Raw genomic sequence first — 20,738 nt, forward strand, 5'->3', positions numbered from 1 at the left:
ATAATCCACCCATATGTAATCTGGATCGCCCGATTATTGAATCTGAAGGTACATGGTGGATTGCAAAAGTGAAACCTCGGCAGGAAAAAGCGTTTGCCCGTGACCTTCTGGAGCGCGGGGTCGGGTATTACATTCCCTGTTATATAAAAGTAACGAGAAGATCGGACGGCAAAAAAAGAAAATCTGTTTTGGTTCTGTTCCCTTCTTATGTTCCTTTCATCTCAGAAAACCCTTACCCTCTGCTGTCTTTTAACAGAATTTCTACGATTCTTCCTGTTCAGGGACAAACCAAATTCAAAAGACAATTAAACCGGATAGACGTTGTAAACAATAGTGGTATTGAAATAGTGCCTGTAAGTGCAGGCAATTACTGTATTGGTGATCTTGTAAAAGTAATATCAGGACCTTTAAAAGGGCTGGTTGGCAGAGTAATCCGGAATCAGAGTGGTGTATCAATTGTATTAGTTGTTGAAGGGATGGGAGCGGCAAGTGTCACTGTAAGTAAATACCAGCTCGAATCAATTTGCAGGAAAAACCTGTTCTGATCATTGTTATTCTTCAAATAAAGTTACTGGCTGAATTCAAGGTGAACATTAAGTGGATGAAGATATCATAAACCAGGTGTGATGAGGAATTATGAAGGCGCTTATTTTAGCTGCAGGAAAGGGCCAGAGGATTCGACCATTAACCGATGAAGTTAACAAGTGTATGCTTTTGTTAAATGGCAAACCCATTCTTGAGCATGTAATTAATAGATGCTGTCAGGTTCCACTGATTGATGAGATATTGATTGTTGTTGGATATCGTGCTGAGGACATAATCAATCATTTTGGTATCTCCTATTATGGTACAAAAATATCATACATAATTCAGCGTGAACAAAAAGGACTGGTTGACGCGATTCTGTGTGCTAAGTCGATGGTAAAGGAGAGTGATTTTTTTCTCCTGTTAGGTGATGAGATCGTTATCGGTTCAGATTATGAGAAATTTATTTCCGAAGCAATAAAAAAACAGAATATCTGCACAATTGGTGTTGCATCTGTGTCGGATATATCACGGATTAAAAAAACATATACTCTGCTTCATGATGAATCGCGGAGAGTTTTTCGCCTGATTGAAAAACCATCACGGCCACTAAATAATCTGATTGGTACAGGTCATGTATTGTTCAAGAATGCGATTTTTGATTACATAGAAAGTGTCCTGGTAAATCCGGTCCGGGGTGAGAAGGAACTTCCTGACCTGATTCAAGCTGCAATTGATGCTGGGGAGAAGGTCTACTATTCCTGTCTTTGTTCTCATTATATAAATGTCAATGAACTGGCAGATTTGAAGCTGGCTGAGGAGCTTCTGATATCAGACCAATTGAATAGAATCCAGGAAGATTGTACTACTTTGGCAAATATCAGGTATCGTTGCCAGAGAGACAAGTAAATAGTTCGTAATTGAGTCAAATATTCTTATTTCCTGGATACTTCATATACAAATAAGAGCTGCCCTTTTTCTGAATAAATCAGGGAAACCAAATATCATCTGTGGCAAATATAAATGGATAAGATAATTTTACTGGGAAGTCCTGGCGAGCGGCCATTCTATATGCGGACTAATATACCACCGCTTTCATTGGGTGTACTGCAGGGGTATCTCTGTGAAAATGGATTCGATGTTATAACTCATGACTTGAATGTTTCTCTTGCCAGGCAGATAAAAGAACTGAGCAAGGAAAAATTCACAATCCTGTATGATAAGGACCTTTTTCTCAATAGTATCCAATACTCAATGAAAGATCAATATGCTTTTCTCATAAGAAATTTGCTGAGAGACATTGATTTTTCAAATGGAAAACTGGTTGGTATATCACTTGGTTCGAATTATTCCTTTTTTGAAATACACACAGGGTTTTTGATTGGGAAGTATTTAAAGGAAAAGTATGATACCACAATTGTTTTTGGTGGAGAAAATGTTGAGTATCTTTATAATTTCAGAGAATCGTTTCATGAGCTCTGGAGTGTAGTATGTAAGATTTTCCCCTACATCATTTTTGGACCGGGAGAAAAAGTCCTTGTCCGAATGGCAGATTCGCTGTTTAAATCCGGGAAGGTAATTCAACCGGAAGCTCTACCTGGAGTTGTTTATTATAAAGGTGATATAGTTGTTTGTAATACACCCGATGAACCATCTCTCACAAGGCCTGATTTTTCTGGTTTACCATTATCTTACTATTCAACATGCATAGATAATTCTATCAGTGACAACAGAAGGAATAATCTTAACCATATTCAGTTTTTTAAATGGCCCTTTCCCCATACTTTACGTGCATCTGCAATGAACAGATTCTGTTTACCAGTTGAAAAAAGGAAAGAGGTCACTTTTATCCCCTATATTTTTAACTACAACTGTCCTTTTAAATGTGCTTTCTGTGTGCAAAGTAATCCTTCAAGACATGAAGTAATTACAAAAGATCCGGAGAATGTTGTTGATGATTTAGCAATAATGATGGAAAAATACAAGTCTCCTTATTTTTACTTTTTCAATAATACATTCAATAGTTCGCCAGGTTTTGTAAAAAAATTTCATTCCAAGGTTACAAAAAGAAAGTTAGAGTTGTACTGGAGTGATTGTGCGAGGTTTAACAACCTTGATGAAAATCTTATTCGAATGATGTATGAATCAGGTTGTAGAAAACTAATCTTCGGGTTTGAGACCGGGAGTGAAAAACTACTGCGAATGATAGATAAACGACTCGATCTTAATCATGCTGAAAAAATAATCAGACTTTGTTCAAAGCAGGGAATCTGGGTTGATCTTGAAGTTATAATCGGTTTGCCACATGAATTTGATGAGGATTTTCAGGCAACTTGTGATTTTATTCTGAAAAACCGTGAATATATCAATACATTTGCTGTAAATCGCTATTTTGTTGTCCCCTCATCACTGATTGGGATGAAACCTGATAAATTCGGGATAGAGTTGATTAAAAACAGGTTTGAATATGAAGACATTCTGAAAAGGAATAAGGATCATTTGTTACAGGTAAGGAATGAACGGTGTGAAAAAGTCTCAGTCGGTAATTTCAGGATCTATTCCTTCAAAGAGGTAAACGGAAGATCTGTGGAGCAGGTAGAGATTGATACCGACAGGCATTTTTCGAAGGTAATGGATTTGTATAAGTCATTAAGTATTACTGATGAGATTCGTCTGTGTAATCTTCATCTGGCACTGAAACGAAAACAAAAACAAACGGTTATTGTATCTGGCTGATGATTATGCATGGATTTAGGCATAATCGAAGGCAGATTGTTATCAATTCACCAATAGAATTTTCCGGAGGTACAAATGTCTGATATGGATTCTCAGATGAATGTGGAAAATGATTCCCCGATAGTAGAGCTTTTCAAACGTGTGGCATGTGAACCAGAATTTAAAAAGCTCCTGATGGAAAACCCGGATGAAGCCATAAAGGAGTACGAACTGAATGATGCTCAGATTATCATGGTGAAGAATCTGTCTCCTGAGGATATCGAGAAGCTTACTCTTGATAATCTTGAAGAATTCTTTTCGGCAGATGCTGCGGTCTACACTCCGGATGAAGGAGAAGATCCGAATGCTGAGATGTATTCTATCGATGATTTTCAGGAGTAAAATAATAATAAAAGGGAGCAATTCTTCCCTTTTATACCTCGTGTCATTGCTCCCTGAATCTCCTGCATCTCTGTAATTCTTTCTGATGTTCCTGAATTTTAGAAAACAATAAATGTGGGTATACAATGAAGGTCAAATATGATTCGATTATAGGTGATATACACACTTCTGATGGTGTTCTATATCCGCCAAAGACATTAAGCCTTCATCTTACCGATAGATGCAATAGTAAATGCATATTTTGTGGTGAAGATTCACACTCCAGTCTGACTGATACAGTACAGTCAAAACAGCTTATCAGTTTTCTGGATGAACACGATCCATCTGAATGGACTGCAGTAAATATTCATGGCGGGGAACCGACAATCAGACCTGATTTCATAAACTTGCTTTCCTATATCAGAAAATCGGGTTATAAAACCATCATTCTCCAGACAAATGCTTTGATGCTGGGTTTGAAAGAATTTTCCAGACGTGTTCATGAAATCGGAATAGACATTTATACTGTGGGTTTTCATGCTCATGAATCAAAACTTATGGATACTTTAACCAGGATACCAGATAGTTTTGACAGAATAATAAATGGTATACGATCGATTAAAAAAAATGATAACTATTTACGAACAACTACGGTAGCCTGTTCAGGTAATTATAGGCATTTGACTGATATATGTAAAAAAGGAATAGATGAAGGTGTCGATCACATCAATATTTCTGCTATGCAGCCAGGTGGAAGCGCTTTCCGAGAATTAGACAATCTGCTAATAGGTTACGATGAATGCCGTCCATACATTGAGCAAGCAATTGAATATGCTATTACACATGACAGGAAAGTGACTCTTGAGGGATTTCCATTATGTGCGGTTCCAGCATATTCCCGTTACTATGTAGACTGGTCTAAGCAGAGGTTGAATGTATTGTATAGAGAAATGAGAATGAGTAACTTCAATGAATTTCTAACTGTAACAACTCGTATAAAAAGCGGGCCTTGTACAAATTGTCCCTGCACTGAAAAATGTTGTGGTGTTTATAAAGACTATGTAAAGAAAATCGGGTGGAAAGGAATAGGAATCTAATGTCAAATATCAACACCAATGTGGAAGACATAATTCCGTTTTCAAAAGATGAATTTGAGATTTTACTGGCCTTGTCCATGGGTATGAAGAGTAATTCAAGGTCTCGTATTTTGAATGCTCTTCAAAAAAAGCATGAAAGTAACCCTTCAGATGAGAAATCAGCCATTTCTCTGGCAATTGCAATATATCTGCTTATCGGTCCTAAGACAGAGGCAATAGAAAGAGCCAAAGCTCAGGTCAGCGGTTACATGATTATGAGCGAGTGTTTGAAAATTCATAGTACCTGGTGGTTGCCAAGGTATCTTAGAAGTGAAATTTCATTGGGAATTCCAGATGGGCTTGCCGAAATGTCATCGGGTGTTCATTCAATAGGCGCTTCAATTGTAAAGCCATATGAAGATAGAGAAGTGTTGATAGAGATGCAGGGAAGGTCAGTATATTCAGAACCATATTTCATGTGTCCTTATATGGGGCAGGTAAGAGAAATGCTTGGCAGCGGGAATATTGATGGTGCATATAAAATGTTCAAAAGAGCATGTGACAAGGTCGAATGCAAACCGACTTATCATACTCGACTGTTAAGCCAGGTGTTTCTCGATGTAATTATAATTTTAAAGAGATTATGCCTGGAGGAATTTGCGCTTCAGGTCCAGCAAAAGGCAATGACAGTTTTCCCCAAATCCCGCTCAATAGCTGAAAGTATTAATATGACTTATACCTTACTTACATAAAGGACTAATTTAATTATGCAGAATGCAAAAAAAATGTTGAGTATTCATACTACTGATTTATGTAATAACAGATGCATATTTTGTATTGTCGATTCTCCTTGCCAGACTAAACAACAGGTAAGCCGCGAAAAAATAGATGCCTTTCTGGAGGAAAACCGTGATTCAGGGTATGTGGCTGTGAATTTACATGGTGGGGAGACAACAACAAGGCGGGATGTTCTTGATTTGCTGGAGAAAATACAGGAATGTGGATATTCTGAGATCATTCTTCAGACAAATGCCCGCAAGTTATCAGATATCGATTTTGCCAGAAAGGTAATTGAACGGGGAGTATGCCTTGTAGTAGTGTCGATGCATGGCAAAGACAGTGCAACTCATGATTCTATAACAAGGGTCAGTGGGAGTTTTGAACAGGCGATGCAGGGTATCCGCAATGTAAAAACACTGGGTGCATCAGTACGGACCAACACTGTTGTATCAAAGATGAATCAGGGTCAGATTCAGGAGATTGCATCTTTATTGATAAATGAAGGAGTTGATCATATTAACATTTCAGCTCTACATACAGCCGGTACAGCTTATCGTAATTTTGATCAGGTAACACCCAGATATCGCGATATAGAATCTGAAGTTGTTGCTACTGCAGTAATGGTTGATAAAGCAAATGTACAAATTACCTTAGAGGGTTTCCCGTATTGCTGTATAAGAGGAGCAGAAAACTATGTGATCGAATGGGAGAACGAACAATTCAAAATGTTGTTTAGGTCGTTTGTTTATGATGATTATTCCGAGATGATGGATCGGATGCATCGGGTTCATGGTACTCCATGCATGAAATGTGAACGTAAATCGATTTGTGGCGGAGTCTATAAGGAATATGCTGCAAAAATTGGGTGGAGTGAGATCGGTTATAATTATGGAATAAATATGCCCAGAGTGGAGGATGTCAATGCGATTGCCAGATAGTAAAGATGACACGATATGGAAGACAATCAGGTTTGCTGCGAGGCAATCATTCCCGGAGAAATTTGCCGCAAATTTGCTTCAGCGTGCGGAAAATGACACTGAAAACGCTGAGTATTGGTATGAGTATGGTCTGTGTTGTTTTGAATTCATGAACATTGTAGAGCAGAGTCAGGCGAAGCACAGGTTTCTGTGTGGTGCCATCAATTCCTGCACCAGGGCAGTTAATCTGGATGCAGATCATTGGCCTGCTCTTTATATCCGCTCTCAAGTAGCGATTCTTCTGGAAATAGCTGATAACAGTATGCTTGCCAGCTATCTTCTGCCTCCGGAATATCGTCTTGAGGATGCTGTCCGGGACCAGTTGCATATGATAAGTATTCAGGAAAAACTTGACCCGCAGCCCTATTTCTTTATCCCGTTTGCGGTATTATGCCTTGTCTATTTCAGCCAGGGGAAAGAGGCTGAAGGGAGGGAGATTCTGCTTCGTGGTGCCGGCGAAATACCAGAAGGAAAAATAGGGGTTCTATCAAGAGTGCTCAGTATTCCTCTGGCTCTTCTTAAGCAGGTTTTGCACGCAAAAGGTTGTGATGATCTACTGTGTATAGTTGAACAAAGATTGCGTAAAGCATTTCCCGCCGGTAAAAGTCAGGTAATTTGCTGATTTAACGGTTTATTGTAATGAGAAAAATAGTATTCATTAACACAAGCTACTGGGCATGGGGAGAATTGACCATTGCAATTCAGTTTGCAAAACGATTAAAAAGGGCAGAATGCCTTTTTATCGTTCCCCCATCACACGAGAGCCGTATTAAACGAAGTGGTTTTGAATACCGCATTCTGATTCCCCACGGAAAACGACTTAACAGGCTCACCTTTTCAGAAGTCCAAAGCGCGTTCGGTCCGGATCTTGTTATTCTCAGTGATTTGTTAAATTATGCTTTCTGCGATACCCATTATGGGTTGACATTTGAAGACCTTGAGCTGTTCAAGTGTCCTTGTGGAGGATTTGATTTATACGATTTAAAGAAAACTGCCGGGAAAGTCGATACTTTTGGGTTTATTGACAGAAAAATTAAAAGCTTTGATTTCAGTTATTTATCACTTTTCCTGCAGCCTTGTCCGATTCTTTCACCATTTACCAATAAACAGACAGGCTCAGTTCGTTACTCATTGTTTGAGATGCAGAAACCGGTAGGAAAAAAGGAACAGACAGATGCTAAAAACAAACTTGGGATAAATGAAAATCAGAAAATTGTATTCATTACAAACGCAACCTGGCAGCAGAATCACCGTCTTTATCCAGAAACAATTGAATTCATCTCATCCTGTTATGATTCAATTTATAGTTCTATGACAAATTTACCTCAGGATATACAAATAATCTGCGTTGGGCCTCGCAGATTCTTTCCCACAAACTGTAGTAAGAATTTTAGTCATATAGAAAGCATGCCTGAAGAAGAATTTAAAACTTTCATTTCAGCAGCAGATCTGCTTGTAAGTAATAACTTTATCTCCACATCGATGGTTGAGGTGGCTCTAAAAGGAATACCGGTTTTGCTGCTGCAAAACTCCTATTTCAAGTTCAAAGACAGAAAAGGATGGGCGGGAGGTAGAAAAGCTCCTGAGCCTGCACAAGTGGCTGCATTGGAGAAAGTGTATCCATTTCGGATGTTTCCTGTAGGGTGGTTTCTGTTTCTAGATCCTATAGTTACCAATAATCCGTTTTACAGCATACTTCCTCATATTGAGATTTATGATAATGAAAAAATAACTGGTACAATTCTGTCCATGCTGGAATCAACTTATCGTGAAGAATTCAATAAAAGAATAGAACACTTCAAGAAAAAACTGGTTGAACTTCCGGAACCGGATGAAGCTATTGAGGCATGATAGATGAGTAATAATCGTATTCTTGTACTTGGATTGGGACATCTTTCCAATGGAGAGTTAACCATAGCCCTGGAAACGGTGCGTCATCTACCGTCAAATGGCTTTGAACTGCTTTTTATCAGTCATCCTAATGGAGCCAACTATATAAGGTCGGCTGGAATACCATGTATGAGTCTGGACAAGACAACCACATGGGAGAATCGAACACTGTTTGAAAAGATCCTTACGGATTTTAATCCAGGCAGAATTCTGTGTGCAGATGTATACACAATGGAATATGCATCTGTCTGGTGTGGCATAGATTTCGAGTATTTAAAGCGGCTTGGATTGCCTCTTGGCAGTTTTGATCAATATGAGTGGGAATCGACTAATTTTGAATGGGATTTCACTCATGCGCCTCCAGTCAAAATAAGACCGGAACTGATAAAAAGCTGTGATTTTCTGATTCGCCCATGTCCTCTTAACAAAGTTGATGCTTCACAGGATTCCAGAATAATAACCTGCAGGCTTTTCGGTAAGAATGATAATAAGCCGAAAATGAGCCGGTCAATGTGGGCTGAAGCGCTCTCAATAAATCTGGACCGGAAAGTCATTTTTACAGTCAATTCAAGTTGGGAATACGTGGATGTTTCTAACTCTGTGTCAACAAAAGCAATGATTGAACAGATGCCGAAGATTATACATGGGAATATCTCACTTGTGGGTGAGCCGGTTACACTGATTCATGTCGGGCCGCGCCAGTGGACCTTTCCGATTGCATCTACAATTGATTATCGTTATTTTCCGGCTTTAAAATCGGACCTCTACCGGGAGTGTCTTGCACATGCAGACCTCTTCATGGGTACTAATGCAATTTCTATCACTTTATCCAATGCGGTTTTTCTGGGCACTCCGTCTATACTATTGAATAACTTCAAAGTACTTGATTTTCAGAGAATCTCGTCAATTCTTCCAAAAATGCCGTCTTGGTACCAGGATGTCACAAAGCATGTCTCCAGTGTGTTTGCGTTCAGGATGTTTCCCTGGGGATGGTCCAAATTTCTTTCATATGTGTTTGCAGATAATCCTTATCAGGAGACCTTTCTAACAGTACCGGTTATGGAACCATCAAAATGTAAGAAAGCTATTGAAAAGTATCTGTTTGATGAATCAGCGATCAGTGAGATTAGAGAAAAACAACAGGTATATTTTTCAAAGTTATCCAGGCTAAGGCCACTTGAAGAACAGTTAATGTAAAGAGGAAAGAGATGGTAGGTAAGTATAAAACCACAGGGCATCAGAAGACTGAAGAATTTCAGGAGAATGCCCGGAAATTTATATGGCAATTCGGATCAAGTCTTGAAAAGACAGTTCAGGACCATGGCCCTTTGATCTTTGAGCGTACAGAAGGGAATATGGTTTACGATACAGACGGGAAGGCATATATCGATGGAATGTCGGGTGTATGGGTGGTTAATGCAGGGCATGGAAATTCAAGGATCATCAAAGCCATAGAGAAGCAGATTAATACAATGGCGTATGCTCTTTCAGAGGAAGGATACTCCAACACTGTTGCAATTAAAGCAGCAGAAAAACTCATATCAATAATTCCTTTTCCAATGCAACGGGTATATTTTACCTGTGGAGGATCGGAATCTGTAGAAATTGCATTGCGTTTTGCCCGTTTGTACCACAAATTAACCGGTAACCCCAGAAAGTATAAGCTGATTGGACGTCGTGGTTCATACCATGGTGCTACTCTTCTGGCGTTTTCAGTTTCAGATTATGATCTCTTTACCGATGCTTTTGGCCCGCGCCCTTCTGGAATAATTCGTACTGCCCATCCATACTGTTACCGCTGTGAATTTGGACTCTGTCCCGAATCATGCAGTTGTGAATGTGCTGAAGATCTTGAAAGAGTAATTGAACAAGAGGGAAGTGAAAGTGTTGCAGCGTTTATTGCTGAACCGATTTCTACTGCCAGCGGCGTTGCCATTCCTCCGGAAGGGTATTGGAAAAGAATCCGGCAGATCTGTGATAGACATGGAATCTTGTTGATTGCAGATGAAATTGTAACAGGGTTTGGCCGCACCGGGAAGCTCTTTGGAATGGAGCATTTTAATACCGCCCCGGATATTATGCTTTTTGCAAAAGCTCTTACCTCTGGATATTCTCCTCTGGGTGCAGTTGTGATGAACGAGAAGATTGCTTCGAGTGTACCACCAGCGGCATTTCTTGTTCCCGGGTACACGTTCGCAAGTCACCCCGTTTCCTGTGCAGCCGCTCTGGCTAATATCAATTGTATCGTAGAAGAAGGTTTGGCGGATAATGCAGCAGAGGTTGGGGATTATCTGTTGTCTCGTTTGAAGCATGACCTTGCTGATCATCCGTTCACAGGTGATATCCGTGGAAAAGGATTATTGGTTTGTCTGGAGCTTGTACAGGATAGAGTGACAAAACGCCAATTCAGTCATGATTCACCTTTTGTTGATATTTTGACTTCTTTAATGCGTTCACGGGGGCTCTTTTTGCGCCTGAAAAGTGATCATCTTCATATTGCACCACCACTTACAATAAGTAGACATGAAGCGGATCGGATTGCTGACATAGTTGTTTCGAGTTTGCAGGAATTGCCAGGGTTGTTAAAAAGTATGCCCAAAAGGCAAAACAGCCTCAAATTACTCCAGAAGCATACAGTTTGACATTACAGGTAAAGGTGGTCGATTTTGGTTGAAAGTAAGTGGCCTGTAACTTTTTTCGGCCTCGGGCGGAGATCTGTTAAGCAATTGCTGGAAAAATATTTCAGACTTAAACAGAACCTCCAACCTGGTTCATCATGCATTATGAAAATGGTTATGGAAAATGAATACCTCTCACCATGGGGGTATACAACTAAGCGTCAGAGTATCAATGCATTACTGGAACGACATCTTGAAAAGAATATATCTTCATGGTCAATCGGGACACGGTATCAGTGGAAAGATGTGAATTTTACATCGGAAGATCAGACTGGACACAATGGATCAATCAAATGGACATTCGCGCATGGAATGGAATTCAAGTATTTTAAGACAATAAGTGTGCCTAAGGGTGAAAAACCATTTACAGAATCAGATAGTGGCACCGATGAGTGTGCGGGTGAAGATATAGAAATTGGAAACTGGTTTTCCTCGTGTCCTGCAACCCCGGCAATTAATTTAATGTTGATGATGAACTGGGATGTGCTGACTTTTGAGGAATTCAGTACAAGAATTGCAAATATGGCCATTGATGGTACGCTTAGAGATGGAACAGAAGAACTGGTTGCTCTTGGGGGAACTTATGTTCAGCTTGGACTTAAGGGATGTGAACAAGGAAGATCATATTTCAAAAACGGTAGATTTTTAGTAAAGCCAATAGGATTTTGTCAGATAGATGGTGTTCCTGTGTGCCAATATGAATATCGCAGCCAGGGAGTCTTAAATGTACACAAGGAATCAGCGAAAAGAGGTATTACGCAATCGGGAAACTCATTTTTTTTTGGTAAAATTCTGTTGAATTGTGAGACTTCTGACATAATTCATGGTGATCTGGTAGAGCTGATCACAGCTTCGATAGAAAAAGATAACGGAAAGATAATTCCCGTCCAAAAGCGTCGATTTGTCCATTTATCAAGAGTCTGACATCGTATGGAAGAGCAAGCTGAGAAAGAAAAAGTAATAGAGGATGGAATTCGATTGAGTTCCCAGTTACGTGATTATATCGATATACTTGAACGGGAGTTTAATCACAAAGATATGCCTCGACGACTCCAGGCATTGGCCTTAAATGGTCTGAAATTAACGACTGGTCGCAGTATCGAGGAATTGAAGAGTATTTCAGATGAATGGAAAAGAAATATAGAGGACTGCAGCGGTGGTAATGATACTGCTGTGCTCAGGGATAAAAGCGAGGAGTGGATTGAAGTTCTTGAAAAACTGCTGCGGTTTGTAAACCTTGTGCCCGCTGAAGCAAAGAGAATACTTCCGACTCAGCAGACTGACAAGGATATTGACAGTTATTTTTCAGGGGACAGCCATCTTTTAATACAGGAATGTATTGACTGGTTCAGGAATTTCTCCGGGAAACAAAAAAATCCGGAGACGGTTTCTGTCAGGGGGACTCTGTCGAACAGCTCTTCTCTGGGAATGATTAATCCTTCATCTGCAGCACTGGAGTTGATCTGTTTAAAAAAATCCTACGATTCCAGAATTGTGCTCAATGAAATAAATTTAAAGGTTGCTCAAGGAGAGTGCTTTGGGTTGCTGGGACCAAATGGAGCTGGAAAGACAACCTTAATTGAGTGCCTTGAGGGTATACGTCAATTTGACAGTGGAGCTGTTACAGTTCTTGGACATAGGCTGGAACCAAACAAAACAGGTCTACCCCGATCGCTGAGGTCAATTCTCGGTGTACAGGTCCAGTTTACAGGTTTTTATCCGCTTCTTACAGTTGGAGAAACGATCAGGCTGTTTGCGGGTTTATATCGGAGTGTTCCGTCTTTTTTCGAACTCATGGAGAGACTGGATCTCTGGCAGATCGAAAAGACCAGAGTTCAGCATTTATCCGGCGGGCAATTTCAGCGACTTTCCCTTGCGATTGCTTTATTGCATGATCCCAGGCTTGTATTTCTTGATGAACCTACCACAGGGCTGGATCCGTCTGTTAAAAGGATGCTTTGGGATGTGATTCTTGAATTTCGCAGAAAAGGACGTACTGTTTTCCTTACTACCCACGATATGGCAGAGGCTGAACATTTGTGCAGCAGAGTCGCGATTATGGCAGGAGGAAAAATTATCCAGGAGGGTGTCCCCGCCCAGCTTATTTCTGAATATATTGGTGAACGGACAATTGAATTAACTGTCCATGGGACTGTAACCAGAGAGGAAATTGCCATTCTTCCAGGTGTAAAAAGTTATTGGACAGTTGAGTCAAAAGTTGTGATGAATTCCACTGATGAGCGGGCTACATTATCAGCATTGTGTGATGTGTCTTTTGCGAACGGGAAAGTTGAAGGAATAATAGTCAGGAAGGGAAGTCTTGAGGATGTATTTCTAAAACTGACCAAAGGGAAAATGGCATGAGATCGTTTTGGGCATTATATATAGCACAGGTCAAGTTGTATCTGAGGGATATTCCTGTATTGTTAATCTCTTTTCTGCTTCCTATAGTATTAGGGATTTTCTTTGGTGTCATATTTTCCCGAACAGAAAATTTGAATGTTCGTCTTTGCCTGGTTAATCATGATGAGGAAGCGGTTACTGAATCCATGATTTCTTTGCTTAAGAAACATGCTGATAGTGCAAACGTGTCGATCATAGTCCTTGATGAAAAGAAGGCAAAAGAGGATCTGGAAAAATCCAGAGTGGATGCAGTGATGGTTCTTCCGGAAGGTATGGGGAGAGGACTTAGAGATCATGAACCCACAGAGCTGAAGGTATACTATGATCCAAACAGAAACATCTCGACTGGACCTGCACGTCAGGTTCTATCTTTGATTGTTTCTGAGCTTAATCGTGAGATAATTGCTTCTGAGAAAATCTTCAGTATTCGAGAGGAAAAAATAAAACAAACAACTGATTCACTTGGAGAGTTCTATCTTCCAAATTTCCTTGCTATTTCCATATTGTGGCTTGGCCTCTTTGCAACTTCTCTTCCTCTTGTTCAGCAGCGTGAAAAATTGATTCTCCTGAGAGTTGGTCTAACACCGCTGTCAAGGTCTCAATTTATCGGGGCGATGACAATCTGGAGATTAACTGTTGGACTGATACAGAGTGTCCTGTTTTTGCTTGCAGGCAGTGTAGTGCTGCATTTGCCGTTTTCAGTCAACATGTTTGCAACTATCGGGATTGCAATACTGGGTAATCTGGTATTCATCAGTTTAGGGTTTCTTATTGCTGCAATTTCTAAAACTTACGAGAGCGCAGAGATGATTTGCCAGGCAGTCAATTTCCCACTGATGTTTCTGTCTGGGATCTTCTTTACCAGAGAAATGCTTCCTGACTTTATGAATATTATTTCTTTTGTTATTCCACTAACATATCTTGGTGATGCTCTCAGGCAGACAATGACTGGGTATACAGGTTATTTTCCACTTTGGCTGAATATTACCATTTTGGGATGCTGTGGATCTATCTTCAGTATTTTGTCTTTGAAATTGTGGCGTTGGAAATAGGAAGAATAATTTGTAAAGAAAGTGCTGATATGGGAAAAATTGTTGTTGGTATAATCCTGTTTTGCTTTTATCTGGCTGGCGCGTCAGACAAGGAAAAGGTCTGTGACTCTACAGTTTTTTTTCCAAACGTTTTTCTGGGATTTGAGGAGATGTCCAAAAGTCTGGATGTATATAATGACAAATCAGCATCCATTACAGATCGTATGAAAGCCGGTATTTACTTTTTTCTGGAGGGTACAAAACCGGGGTTAAAAAAGAAGGAAATGACTCCTTTACTAAATAAAAGTGTTGTTGTACTCGAAAGTGCATGGTCTGAAGACAAATCGAACAACAGATTAAGATTATTACTGGCATACTCTTATACTGCCTACTGTGGTGCTAATATCAGTATCGAAGATATAATGAAATATATAGCTAAAGCAAGGAACCTTTTTTCCCTGGTGATTGCGAAGTTGCCTGAAAATATCGATGCACGGTTAGGGAGGCTTCGTGTAAATGTAAGTATGCCTGCTGGAAGTTCCAGACCCGATGATATAATACTGGATGATGCAGATGTTTACATAAAAAAATATGATATTTTACCTGCAGAAGAAAAAAATTCGTTTTATTTTAAGCAGGGTCTCACAGAAGCATATCTTGCAAGAGCAATAGTCTATGATTACAGGAAACAGAGAGAACTTGCGCGTGAGAACTTTCTGAAGGTAGACACTTCCTTACTTACCGCTCACACTAAAAAACTCCATAAACCGATTGCAGGTAAATATGAGTGAGTTTGTAATCAGTGCCAAAGAAATCTCGAAATCATACAGGATGGGGAAGGTTTCAGTTCCAGCTATCCGAAATGTCAGTTTTACCATATCTCAAGGTGAATTTGTAGGCCTGGTAGGGGTTTCTGGGAGCGGTAAAACGACACTCCTGAATCTTATAGGCACTTTGGATAAAGTAGATAGCGGATTTCTCAAGATAGGAGATATTACCGTATCCAGGAAGTGTAATGATAATGAGCTCACTTTTTTGCGACGGAATACCTTCGGGTTTATTTTCCAGAATTTCAATCTTGTTCCGATATTAAATGTTTTTGAAAATGTCAGTTATCCTTTATGGCGTTCACGTATCCCTGAGAAGACGCGCAGAGAGAGGGTGCGTACTCTTCTGGAACTGGTGGGTCTGTCAGGATTTGAGAAAAGATTTCCAAACGAGCTTTCGGGCGGGCAGCAGCAGAGAGTTGCTGTAGCAAGAGCATTTGTCAATAATCCGAAAATAGTACTGGCTGATGAACCAACTGCAAATCTTGACACACAAAATGGTAATGCTGTTATTGACCTTTTGCGAAAAGTGAATGAGCTGGAAAACGCGACAGTGCTGCTATCCACACACAACACAAGTTTATTTTCGGAAGAGGACAGAGTAATAACTCTGACTGACGGCACAATAAGCAGCGATACATCATCAAGACAGCATCAAAGGTGTTTATGAATATTTCTGATCTGTATAATTTGTATCTTACCATGCCGTTAAAGAATATCTGGCGCAACCGTCGCCGGTCTTTTATTACCCTGGCCAGTGTTATAGCAGGAACAGTCACGATAATGCTTTTCTTCGGGTATATAAAAGTAATGGAAGTAGGACTGAAAGATGAGGCAATACGCAAAGAGTATGGTCATTTTCAGATCTTACGAAAAGGTTATTCAGATGATGATGAGACATCTTACAAGTATATGATTGCTAAAGAGGATTATATGAAAATCAGCAGTGTAATCGATACATTATCATCTGTGGATTTCATCAACTACAGGCACCTGCTTGTTGGTATGATTGGTACTTCTGAAGCATCGGCAATTTTTATGGGAGTAGCCGGAAATCCGGATGCTGAGATATTTATGTCGCCAGAACTCATAAGCGGGGCCTTTTACGGTGAAGATGCCGGGGACCAGATAATTATTGGCAGGCATATGGCTGGAAAACTAAACCTGGAAGTTGGAAATGAAGTGGTTCTTTTTGCTTCAAATGAAGATGGTGCTCAAGATGCGATTTCTGTAAATGTCAGTGGGATTTACAGAGGAATGCTTAAAGCTGTAGAGAGTATGCAGATCTATATGCCTTTGCATGTAGCGCATTCACTGCTTGGTCATGATAAAATCCACAGAATAATTGTCTGCCTTAAAAACGAAAAAGATATGGAATCTGCTATTAAAACGCTCAACGCCTTTATAAAAGATAATAATCTTGATCTGGAGATCAGGACCTGGAGTGAATTGGCGGTATTCTACCGTCAGATTATAGCTATGTTCAAAGGAATCACTTTTGTTTTAGGTCTGGTCATCTTTTCAATAATAATGTTTAACATCTCTAATACAATGTACATGGTTGTAAATGATCGTACAAAGGAGATCGGTACTCTCCGCGCTTTGGGTTCATCCAGGTTTCAGGTGAAATCTCAGCTCATGACCGAAGGAGTTTTGTTATGTCTTATTGGGTGTATAATTGGAATTGTAATTACACTGTTGATAAGACCTCTGATAAATGAAATGCAGATAACACTTCCCCCTCCTCCGGGTCAGGATGACAGGATACCTATTCATATTGTAATTGACCATACTATTATATGGATCAGTGTGGTCGCAAGCTCAGTTACTGGAATTTTTGCAACCTTTCTGCCTGTCCAACGGGCTTCTAAACTGAACATTGTTGATGCATTGCGTCAGTTCTGATCTGGGACCCCGGTGATGAGGTAAAACCATAAATGGCGGAATTTTGAAATGAGTAGATGTCTTCTATTAATCTTTTTAATAACAGTCGTGTCAGTACGGTCAGAAGAGAATCAGATAGATGATGGTGCGATAAAACTCTTTCAAAGCATAGGTGATCATTTCCGTTTTTCAGACCAATACTCTTCTCTCTGCAGTATCACTTCCAATGATGGAAAGGGAAACATTAAAACTCAAAATTATAAAATGTTTGTAAAAGATGCCCGGACAAGTCTTCTTTATACGCTGTCACCTGAGAGGGACCGGGGAAAAATGTATCTGATGAGGGGAAAAGATATCTGGTGCTATTTCCCAAAAGCAGGTAAGTCTATGATGATAAGTTATAACAGGACACTGATGGGAACTGTCAATATTTCTGACTTCGTAAATACAGAACTGACAGAGTGGTACGACCTGATTGACTGTGACGCAACCTATACAGGAGAAACTCCTGTGGTTGTTTTGACTTTAAAACGGAAAAATGCAAAAGCTGCTTATCCATTTATAAAAGTTTATTTTGATAAAAATAGAATTATACAGGCTGAATCGCTTTCAAGTTCTCAGATCCTCATGCGAAAAATCATCTATTCAGATTTCCTGCCAGCCAGGGATGGGTTTTACTATGCTACCAATATCAGAATCGAAAATTCGATGAAAAGTGGGGAGTACAGTATCATAAAGATAAGTTCTCTTACAGTTGAGAAGGCTATCCCGGAATATTACTTTTCACCTGACCACCTTCACAGAGTGATAGTCCAGACACCATGAAAAGCAGTTTATTTATGAATCAACAGGTTGTGCTGTGATAGATAACCGATAAGCATGAACAAATCAGTCATAAAATTAGGTTTTTTTCTAATATTTTGGCATACCTGTAATACTTGTTCCTTTTGCCAGTCTACAAACGAATTTTCAGATATAGAAAACAAGGATAATCAGGAGAGTCCTGTTAAACAGCAGATTTCTTTTTCAACCGATCTGGGATTGATTTACACTGCAGAAAACAGTTCGTTTAACAGGGCTTTTGAAAACAGCATTTCTGCGTCCGATGCACCTTTTTCACTCAAGGTTCAAAACTTTGCAATTTACAAGGCACAATTCTCCGACATTATTCAATTCCAGTTCAGTTACGGAATATTGATGAATTCACAGCCAGCCCGGCCTTTTGAAAAGACATTGGAACAGGTTGGTATTCCCTATGATCAGTTACATCAGAATGGAAATCTGGCTTTTCTGAAGGCATATCCCGGCATTTTTCAACTTACCTTTACACATCAGAGCGGATGGCTTATTGAAACCGGGTTGATCAATATGAATTACGGCAACTCTATGCTCTTGAATCCAGTAAATTATTTGCTGAAATATGTTGATGCCCCTGAGGATAGAATGCGCTTTAACGATCCTAATCCTGGTGCCTTCAGCTTTCCTGCAATTATAACCGGTTTTGTCTTTCCAAAAAACAGTATAATGATTGGTGTAATACCAAGGGTGCGACAGTACTGCGCTGATTTTGTCCGGGAATGGATCTATCAAAAGACACATAATTCACTGGCGTTTTTACGTTCTTCTCATGATATCGGAAACACTAGTCTAAAGACCTACTCGTTTATTGACCAGGCTCATCCTGAGGATTACTCAAAGTATTACACCGGATTTGGTTTGGAGCTTGATGCGCAGGCGTTTTCTTTTGGTACTTTATCTGCGCAGGGGATAATATCCAATGGAACCGTTCGATTGATTAACAGCAGGGAAAAACCTGATTCAGCAGTTTCAGATACTGGCAGTATTGTTTCCAGGTTTGCCATTACTGCAACATTCAATCTCCCATTTGCACTGTCATCTGTAAGTTGCGGGTATTATTATAATAGAGCTGGTTATTCATCAAAAGAATCAACCTGGTTTTTTTCAGGTTTGGGTGAGGGATTGAAAACAGGAAATCAGTTATGGTTTAATTATTTTAGTAAATACAGCCCGTTGGATTTAAGAAGACATTATGTATTTGCTATCTTTTCTCTTCCGGTTTTTTCCGAATATTTAGATTTGTCTGCTTTGGCAGTTCTTTGCCTCGAAGACCGTTCATTGATGCTTTTTGCTCAGAATAATTTTGCAATATCTGATGTGCTGACTATTTCAGTGCGGGACAATCTCATTTTTGGTGACAAAAAGAGTGCCTTTGGATTTACCCCCTATAAAAATAGCCTGTCTTTAATTGCGAGTGTCAGTTTTTAGTATGAAAAGGGGCCTTCTAAAGGTTTTGTATACTGCCTTAATCCAGATTTGTTTTTATACTTCTGCCATAGCTGCAGGTGTTGTTTCAAGAATCGATATAGTTGGCAATATCAGAATACCTCAGGATTTTATCAAGTCTTATTTTCAGATAGAGTGTTATGAGCATATTGACACAGAGTCTCTCGATAAAAAGCTTGATAAGTGGAGTAGAAAACTATACGAAAGCGGTTATTTCATTTTTGTTGATGCAGACTATTTGATTACTGATTCTGACAGTATTGAAATCTCCATTTCAGTTGCAGAAAAAACATTAATGTTCAGAAATGAAGGCTCGTTGGCTGGTAGTTGTCTGAGTCTGTATAACCTGCCTGTTTTTGGAATTGATTGCTCAACAGATCTTGGGAACAAGTCACAATTCCTTAATATAAGTTTACATGATGTATTATTCAGAAGAAAGGTCGATGCTTCCATCTCAGTGGGTCATGATGGTTACAGTACAGTTCCGTATTCTCTGCCTGATAGTTCAAAGAAATATGATGCTTTAGAGGTTGCTCCTGAAATCTCAACTTCAGTTTTCAATTTGATCAGATTTTATACTCGTTTTCCTTATCGATACTGTCTTATTGAATATAAAGGTGTGTCAGATGATGGTGTTGACAGCTCCTGGAAGGAAAAAGAGGATAATTTTGGTTTTGAAACAGGTGTAGACCTGGATAGAGAATATTTGAAACATATTACAATGATTGGGTATTCATTGAATCTCTTTTTTCATACTGGTTTCAGTCCACAGAATTATTGGAAATGGTTTATTGACGGCAGATTTTTCTTTGCACCACCTATCAAGAATGAGCTGGCAATTCGTTTATTATTTATGAATGCAAGAAATACCCCTGTTTATCACACTCCCCAATTGGACAGTCCAAGACTTTTAAGGGGAGCACCCAGGGGACAGATTTTTGGAAATAAGGCTTTTGTAGCAAACTTTGAAAGCCGCTCTACAGATCTTATCACTGTAAAAACCCCAATGATGCGCCTGATATCAGGGATTTTACTGTTTGCAGATGTGGGGATGGCCTGGAATAATGAATTTCCCAAGGAAAAATTACAGGATTATCTGAATGTTTCAGCAGGGCCGGGTCTTTCTGTTGAGTTCTCTTACCCGATAGATCTGCTATTACAAATTTACTATGGATATGGGGTTAAAAACTGTACTGGAAAGTTTTGTTTTTCACTGGGTACTATGTTTTGATTTTCAGTAGATCTTTTCTCCAGGATTAGTATAGTT

The 20,738-nt window shown here is 39.5% G+C and carries 20 protein-coding genes; all 20 read left to right on the top strand.

Annotation, left to right across the window (positions count from 1 at the left end):
* Positions 1-68 precede the first annotated feature (68 nt).
* On the top strand, positions 69-545 hold the full coding sequence (locus GX089_11150; GenBank protein ID NLP03044.1) for a hypothetical protein: 477 nt from the start codon (positions 69-71) through the stop codon (positions 543-545).
* 91 nt (positions 546-636) lie between these two features.
* On the top strand, positions 637-1,434 hold the full coding sequence (locus GX089_11155) for a nucleotidyltransferase family protein (GenBank protein ID NLP03045.1): 798 nt from the start codon (positions 637-639) through the stop codon (positions 1,432-1,434).
* Between the two features lie 114 nt (positions 1,435-1,548).
* Positions 1,549-3,261, top strand: coding sequence for a radical SAM protein (locus GX089_11160; protein NLP03046.1), 1,713 nt, complete (start codon positions 1,549-1,551; stop codon positions 3,259-3,261).
* A gap of 75 nt (positions 3,262-3,336) precedes the next feature.
* A complete protein-coding gene (locus tag GX089_11165; GenBank protein ID NLP03047.1) occupies positions 3,337-3,642 on the top strand; it encodes a hypothetical protein in 306 nt (101 codons plus the stop codon).
* A 125-nt stretch (positions 3,643-3,767) separates the two neighbouring features.
* Positions 3,768-4,718 carry a radical SAM protein gene (locus GX089_11170; GenBank protein NLP03048.1) on the top strand — a complete coding sequence of 317 codons (951 nt, stop codon included), beginning with the start codon at positions 3,768-3,770 and terminating at the stop codon, positions 4,716-4,718.
* Positions 4,718-5,449, top strand: a complete 732-nt coding sequence (locus GX089_11175; protein ID NLP03049.1) for a hypothetical protein — start codon at positions 4,718-4,720, stop codon at positions 5,447-5,449. Before GX089_11170 ends, GX089_11175 begins: the two co-directional genes overlap by 1 nt.
* Before the next feature lie 15 nt (positions 5,450-5,464).
* Positions 5,465-6,415 carry a radical SAM protein gene (locus GX089_11180; protein NLP03050.1) on the top strand — a complete coding sequence of 317 codons (951 nt, stop codon included), beginning with the start codon at positions 5,465-5,467 and terminating at the stop codon, positions 6,413-6,415.
* Positions 6,399-7,076: a hypothetical protein gene (locus tag GX089_11185; GenBank protein ID NLP03051.1), complete on the top strand. Its 678-nt coding sequence runs from the start codon at positions 6,399-6,401 to the stop codon at positions 7,074-7,076. The genes GX089_11180 and GX089_11185 overlap by 17 nt, the downstream gene beginning before the upstream one ends.
* A 17-nt stretch (positions 7,077-7,093) precedes the next feature.
* Positions 7,094-8,305, top strand: coding sequence for a hypothetical protein (locus tag GX089_11190; GenBank protein NLP03052.1), 1,212 nt, complete (start codon positions 7,094-7,096; stop codon positions 8,303-8,305).
* A 3-nt stretch (positions 8,306-8,308) separates the two neighbouring features.
* On the top strand, positions 8,309-9,541 hold the full coding sequence (locus GX089_11195) for a hypothetical protein (GenBank protein NLP03053.1): 1,233 nt from the start codon (positions 8,309-8,311) through the stop codon (positions 9,539-9,541).
* Between the two features lie 11 nt (positions 9,542-9,552).
* Positions 9,553-10,986: an aspartate aminotransferase family protein gene (locus GX089_11200; protein NLP03054.1), complete on the top strand. Its 1,434-nt coding sequence runs from the start codon at positions 9,553-9,555 to the stop codon at positions 10,984-10,986.
* A gap of 153 nt (positions 10,987-11,139) precedes the next feature.
* Positions 11,140-11,946: a hypothetical protein gene (locus GX089_11205; GenBank protein NLP03055.1), complete on the top strand. Its 807-nt coding sequence runs from the start codon at positions 11,140-11,142 to the stop codon at positions 11,944-11,946.
* A gap of 6 nt (positions 11,947-11,952) precedes the next feature.
* A complete protein-coding gene (locus tag GX089_11210) occupies positions 11,953-13,386 on the top strand; it encodes an ABC transporter ATP-binding protein (protein ID NLP03056.1) in 1,434 nt (477 codons plus the stop codon).
* Complete coding sequence (locus tag GX089_11215; GenBank protein NLP03057.1) at positions 13,383-14,477, top strand: ABC transporter permease; 1,095 nt, start codon at positions 13,383-13,385, stop codon at positions 14,475-14,477. The genes GX089_11210 and GX089_11215 overlap by 4 nt, the downstream gene beginning before the upstream one ends.
* A 149-nt stretch (positions 14,478-14,626) precedes the next feature.
* Positions 14,627-15,247: a hypothetical protein gene (locus GX089_11220; GenBank protein ID NLP03058.1), complete on the top strand. Its 621-nt coding sequence runs from the start codon at positions 14,627-14,629 to the stop codon at positions 15,245-15,247.
* A complete protein-coding gene (locus GX089_11225) occupies positions 15,240-15,953 on the top strand; it encodes an ABC transporter ATP-binding protein (protein ID NLP03059.1) in 714 nt (237 codons plus the stop codon). Before GX089_11220 ends, GX089_11225 begins: the two co-directional genes overlap by 8 nt.
* Positions 15,950-17,188 carry an ABC transporter permease gene (locus GX089_11230; GenBank protein ID NLP03060.1) on the top strand — a complete coding sequence of 413 codons (1,239 nt, stop codon included), beginning with the start codon at positions 15,950-15,952 and terminating at the stop codon, positions 17,186-17,188. Before GX089_11225 ends, GX089_11230 begins: the two co-directional genes overlap by 4 nt.
* Before the next feature lie 48 nt (positions 17,189-17,236).
* Positions 17,237-17,992, top strand: a complete 756-nt coding sequence (locus GX089_11235) for an outer membrane lipoprotein-sorting protein (protein ID NLP03061.1) — start codon at positions 17,237-17,239, stop codon at positions 17,990-17,992.
* A 372-nt stretch (positions 17,993-18,364) separates the two neighbouring features.
* Positions 18,365-19,453 carry a hypothetical protein gene (locus tag GX089_11240; GenBank protein ID NLP03062.1) on the top strand — a complete coding sequence of 363 codons (1,089 nt, stop codon included), beginning with the start codon at positions 18,365-18,367 and terminating at the stop codon, positions 19,451-19,453.
* 25 nt (positions 19,454-19,478) lie between these two features.
* Complete coding sequence (locus GX089_11245; protein NLP03063.1) at positions 19,479-20,702, top strand: BamA/TamA family outer membrane protein; 1,224 nt, start codon at positions 19,479-19,481, stop codon at positions 20,700-20,702.
* The last annotated feature ends 36 nt before the right edge of the window (positions 20,703-20,738 follow it).

Origin of the sequence: Fibrobacter sp. (assembly GCA_012523595.1) — a bacterium.
In the GTDB taxonomy this organism is placed as follows: domain Bacteria; phylum Fibrobacterota; class Chitinivibrionia; order Chitinivibrionales; family Chitinispirillaceae; genus JAAYIG01.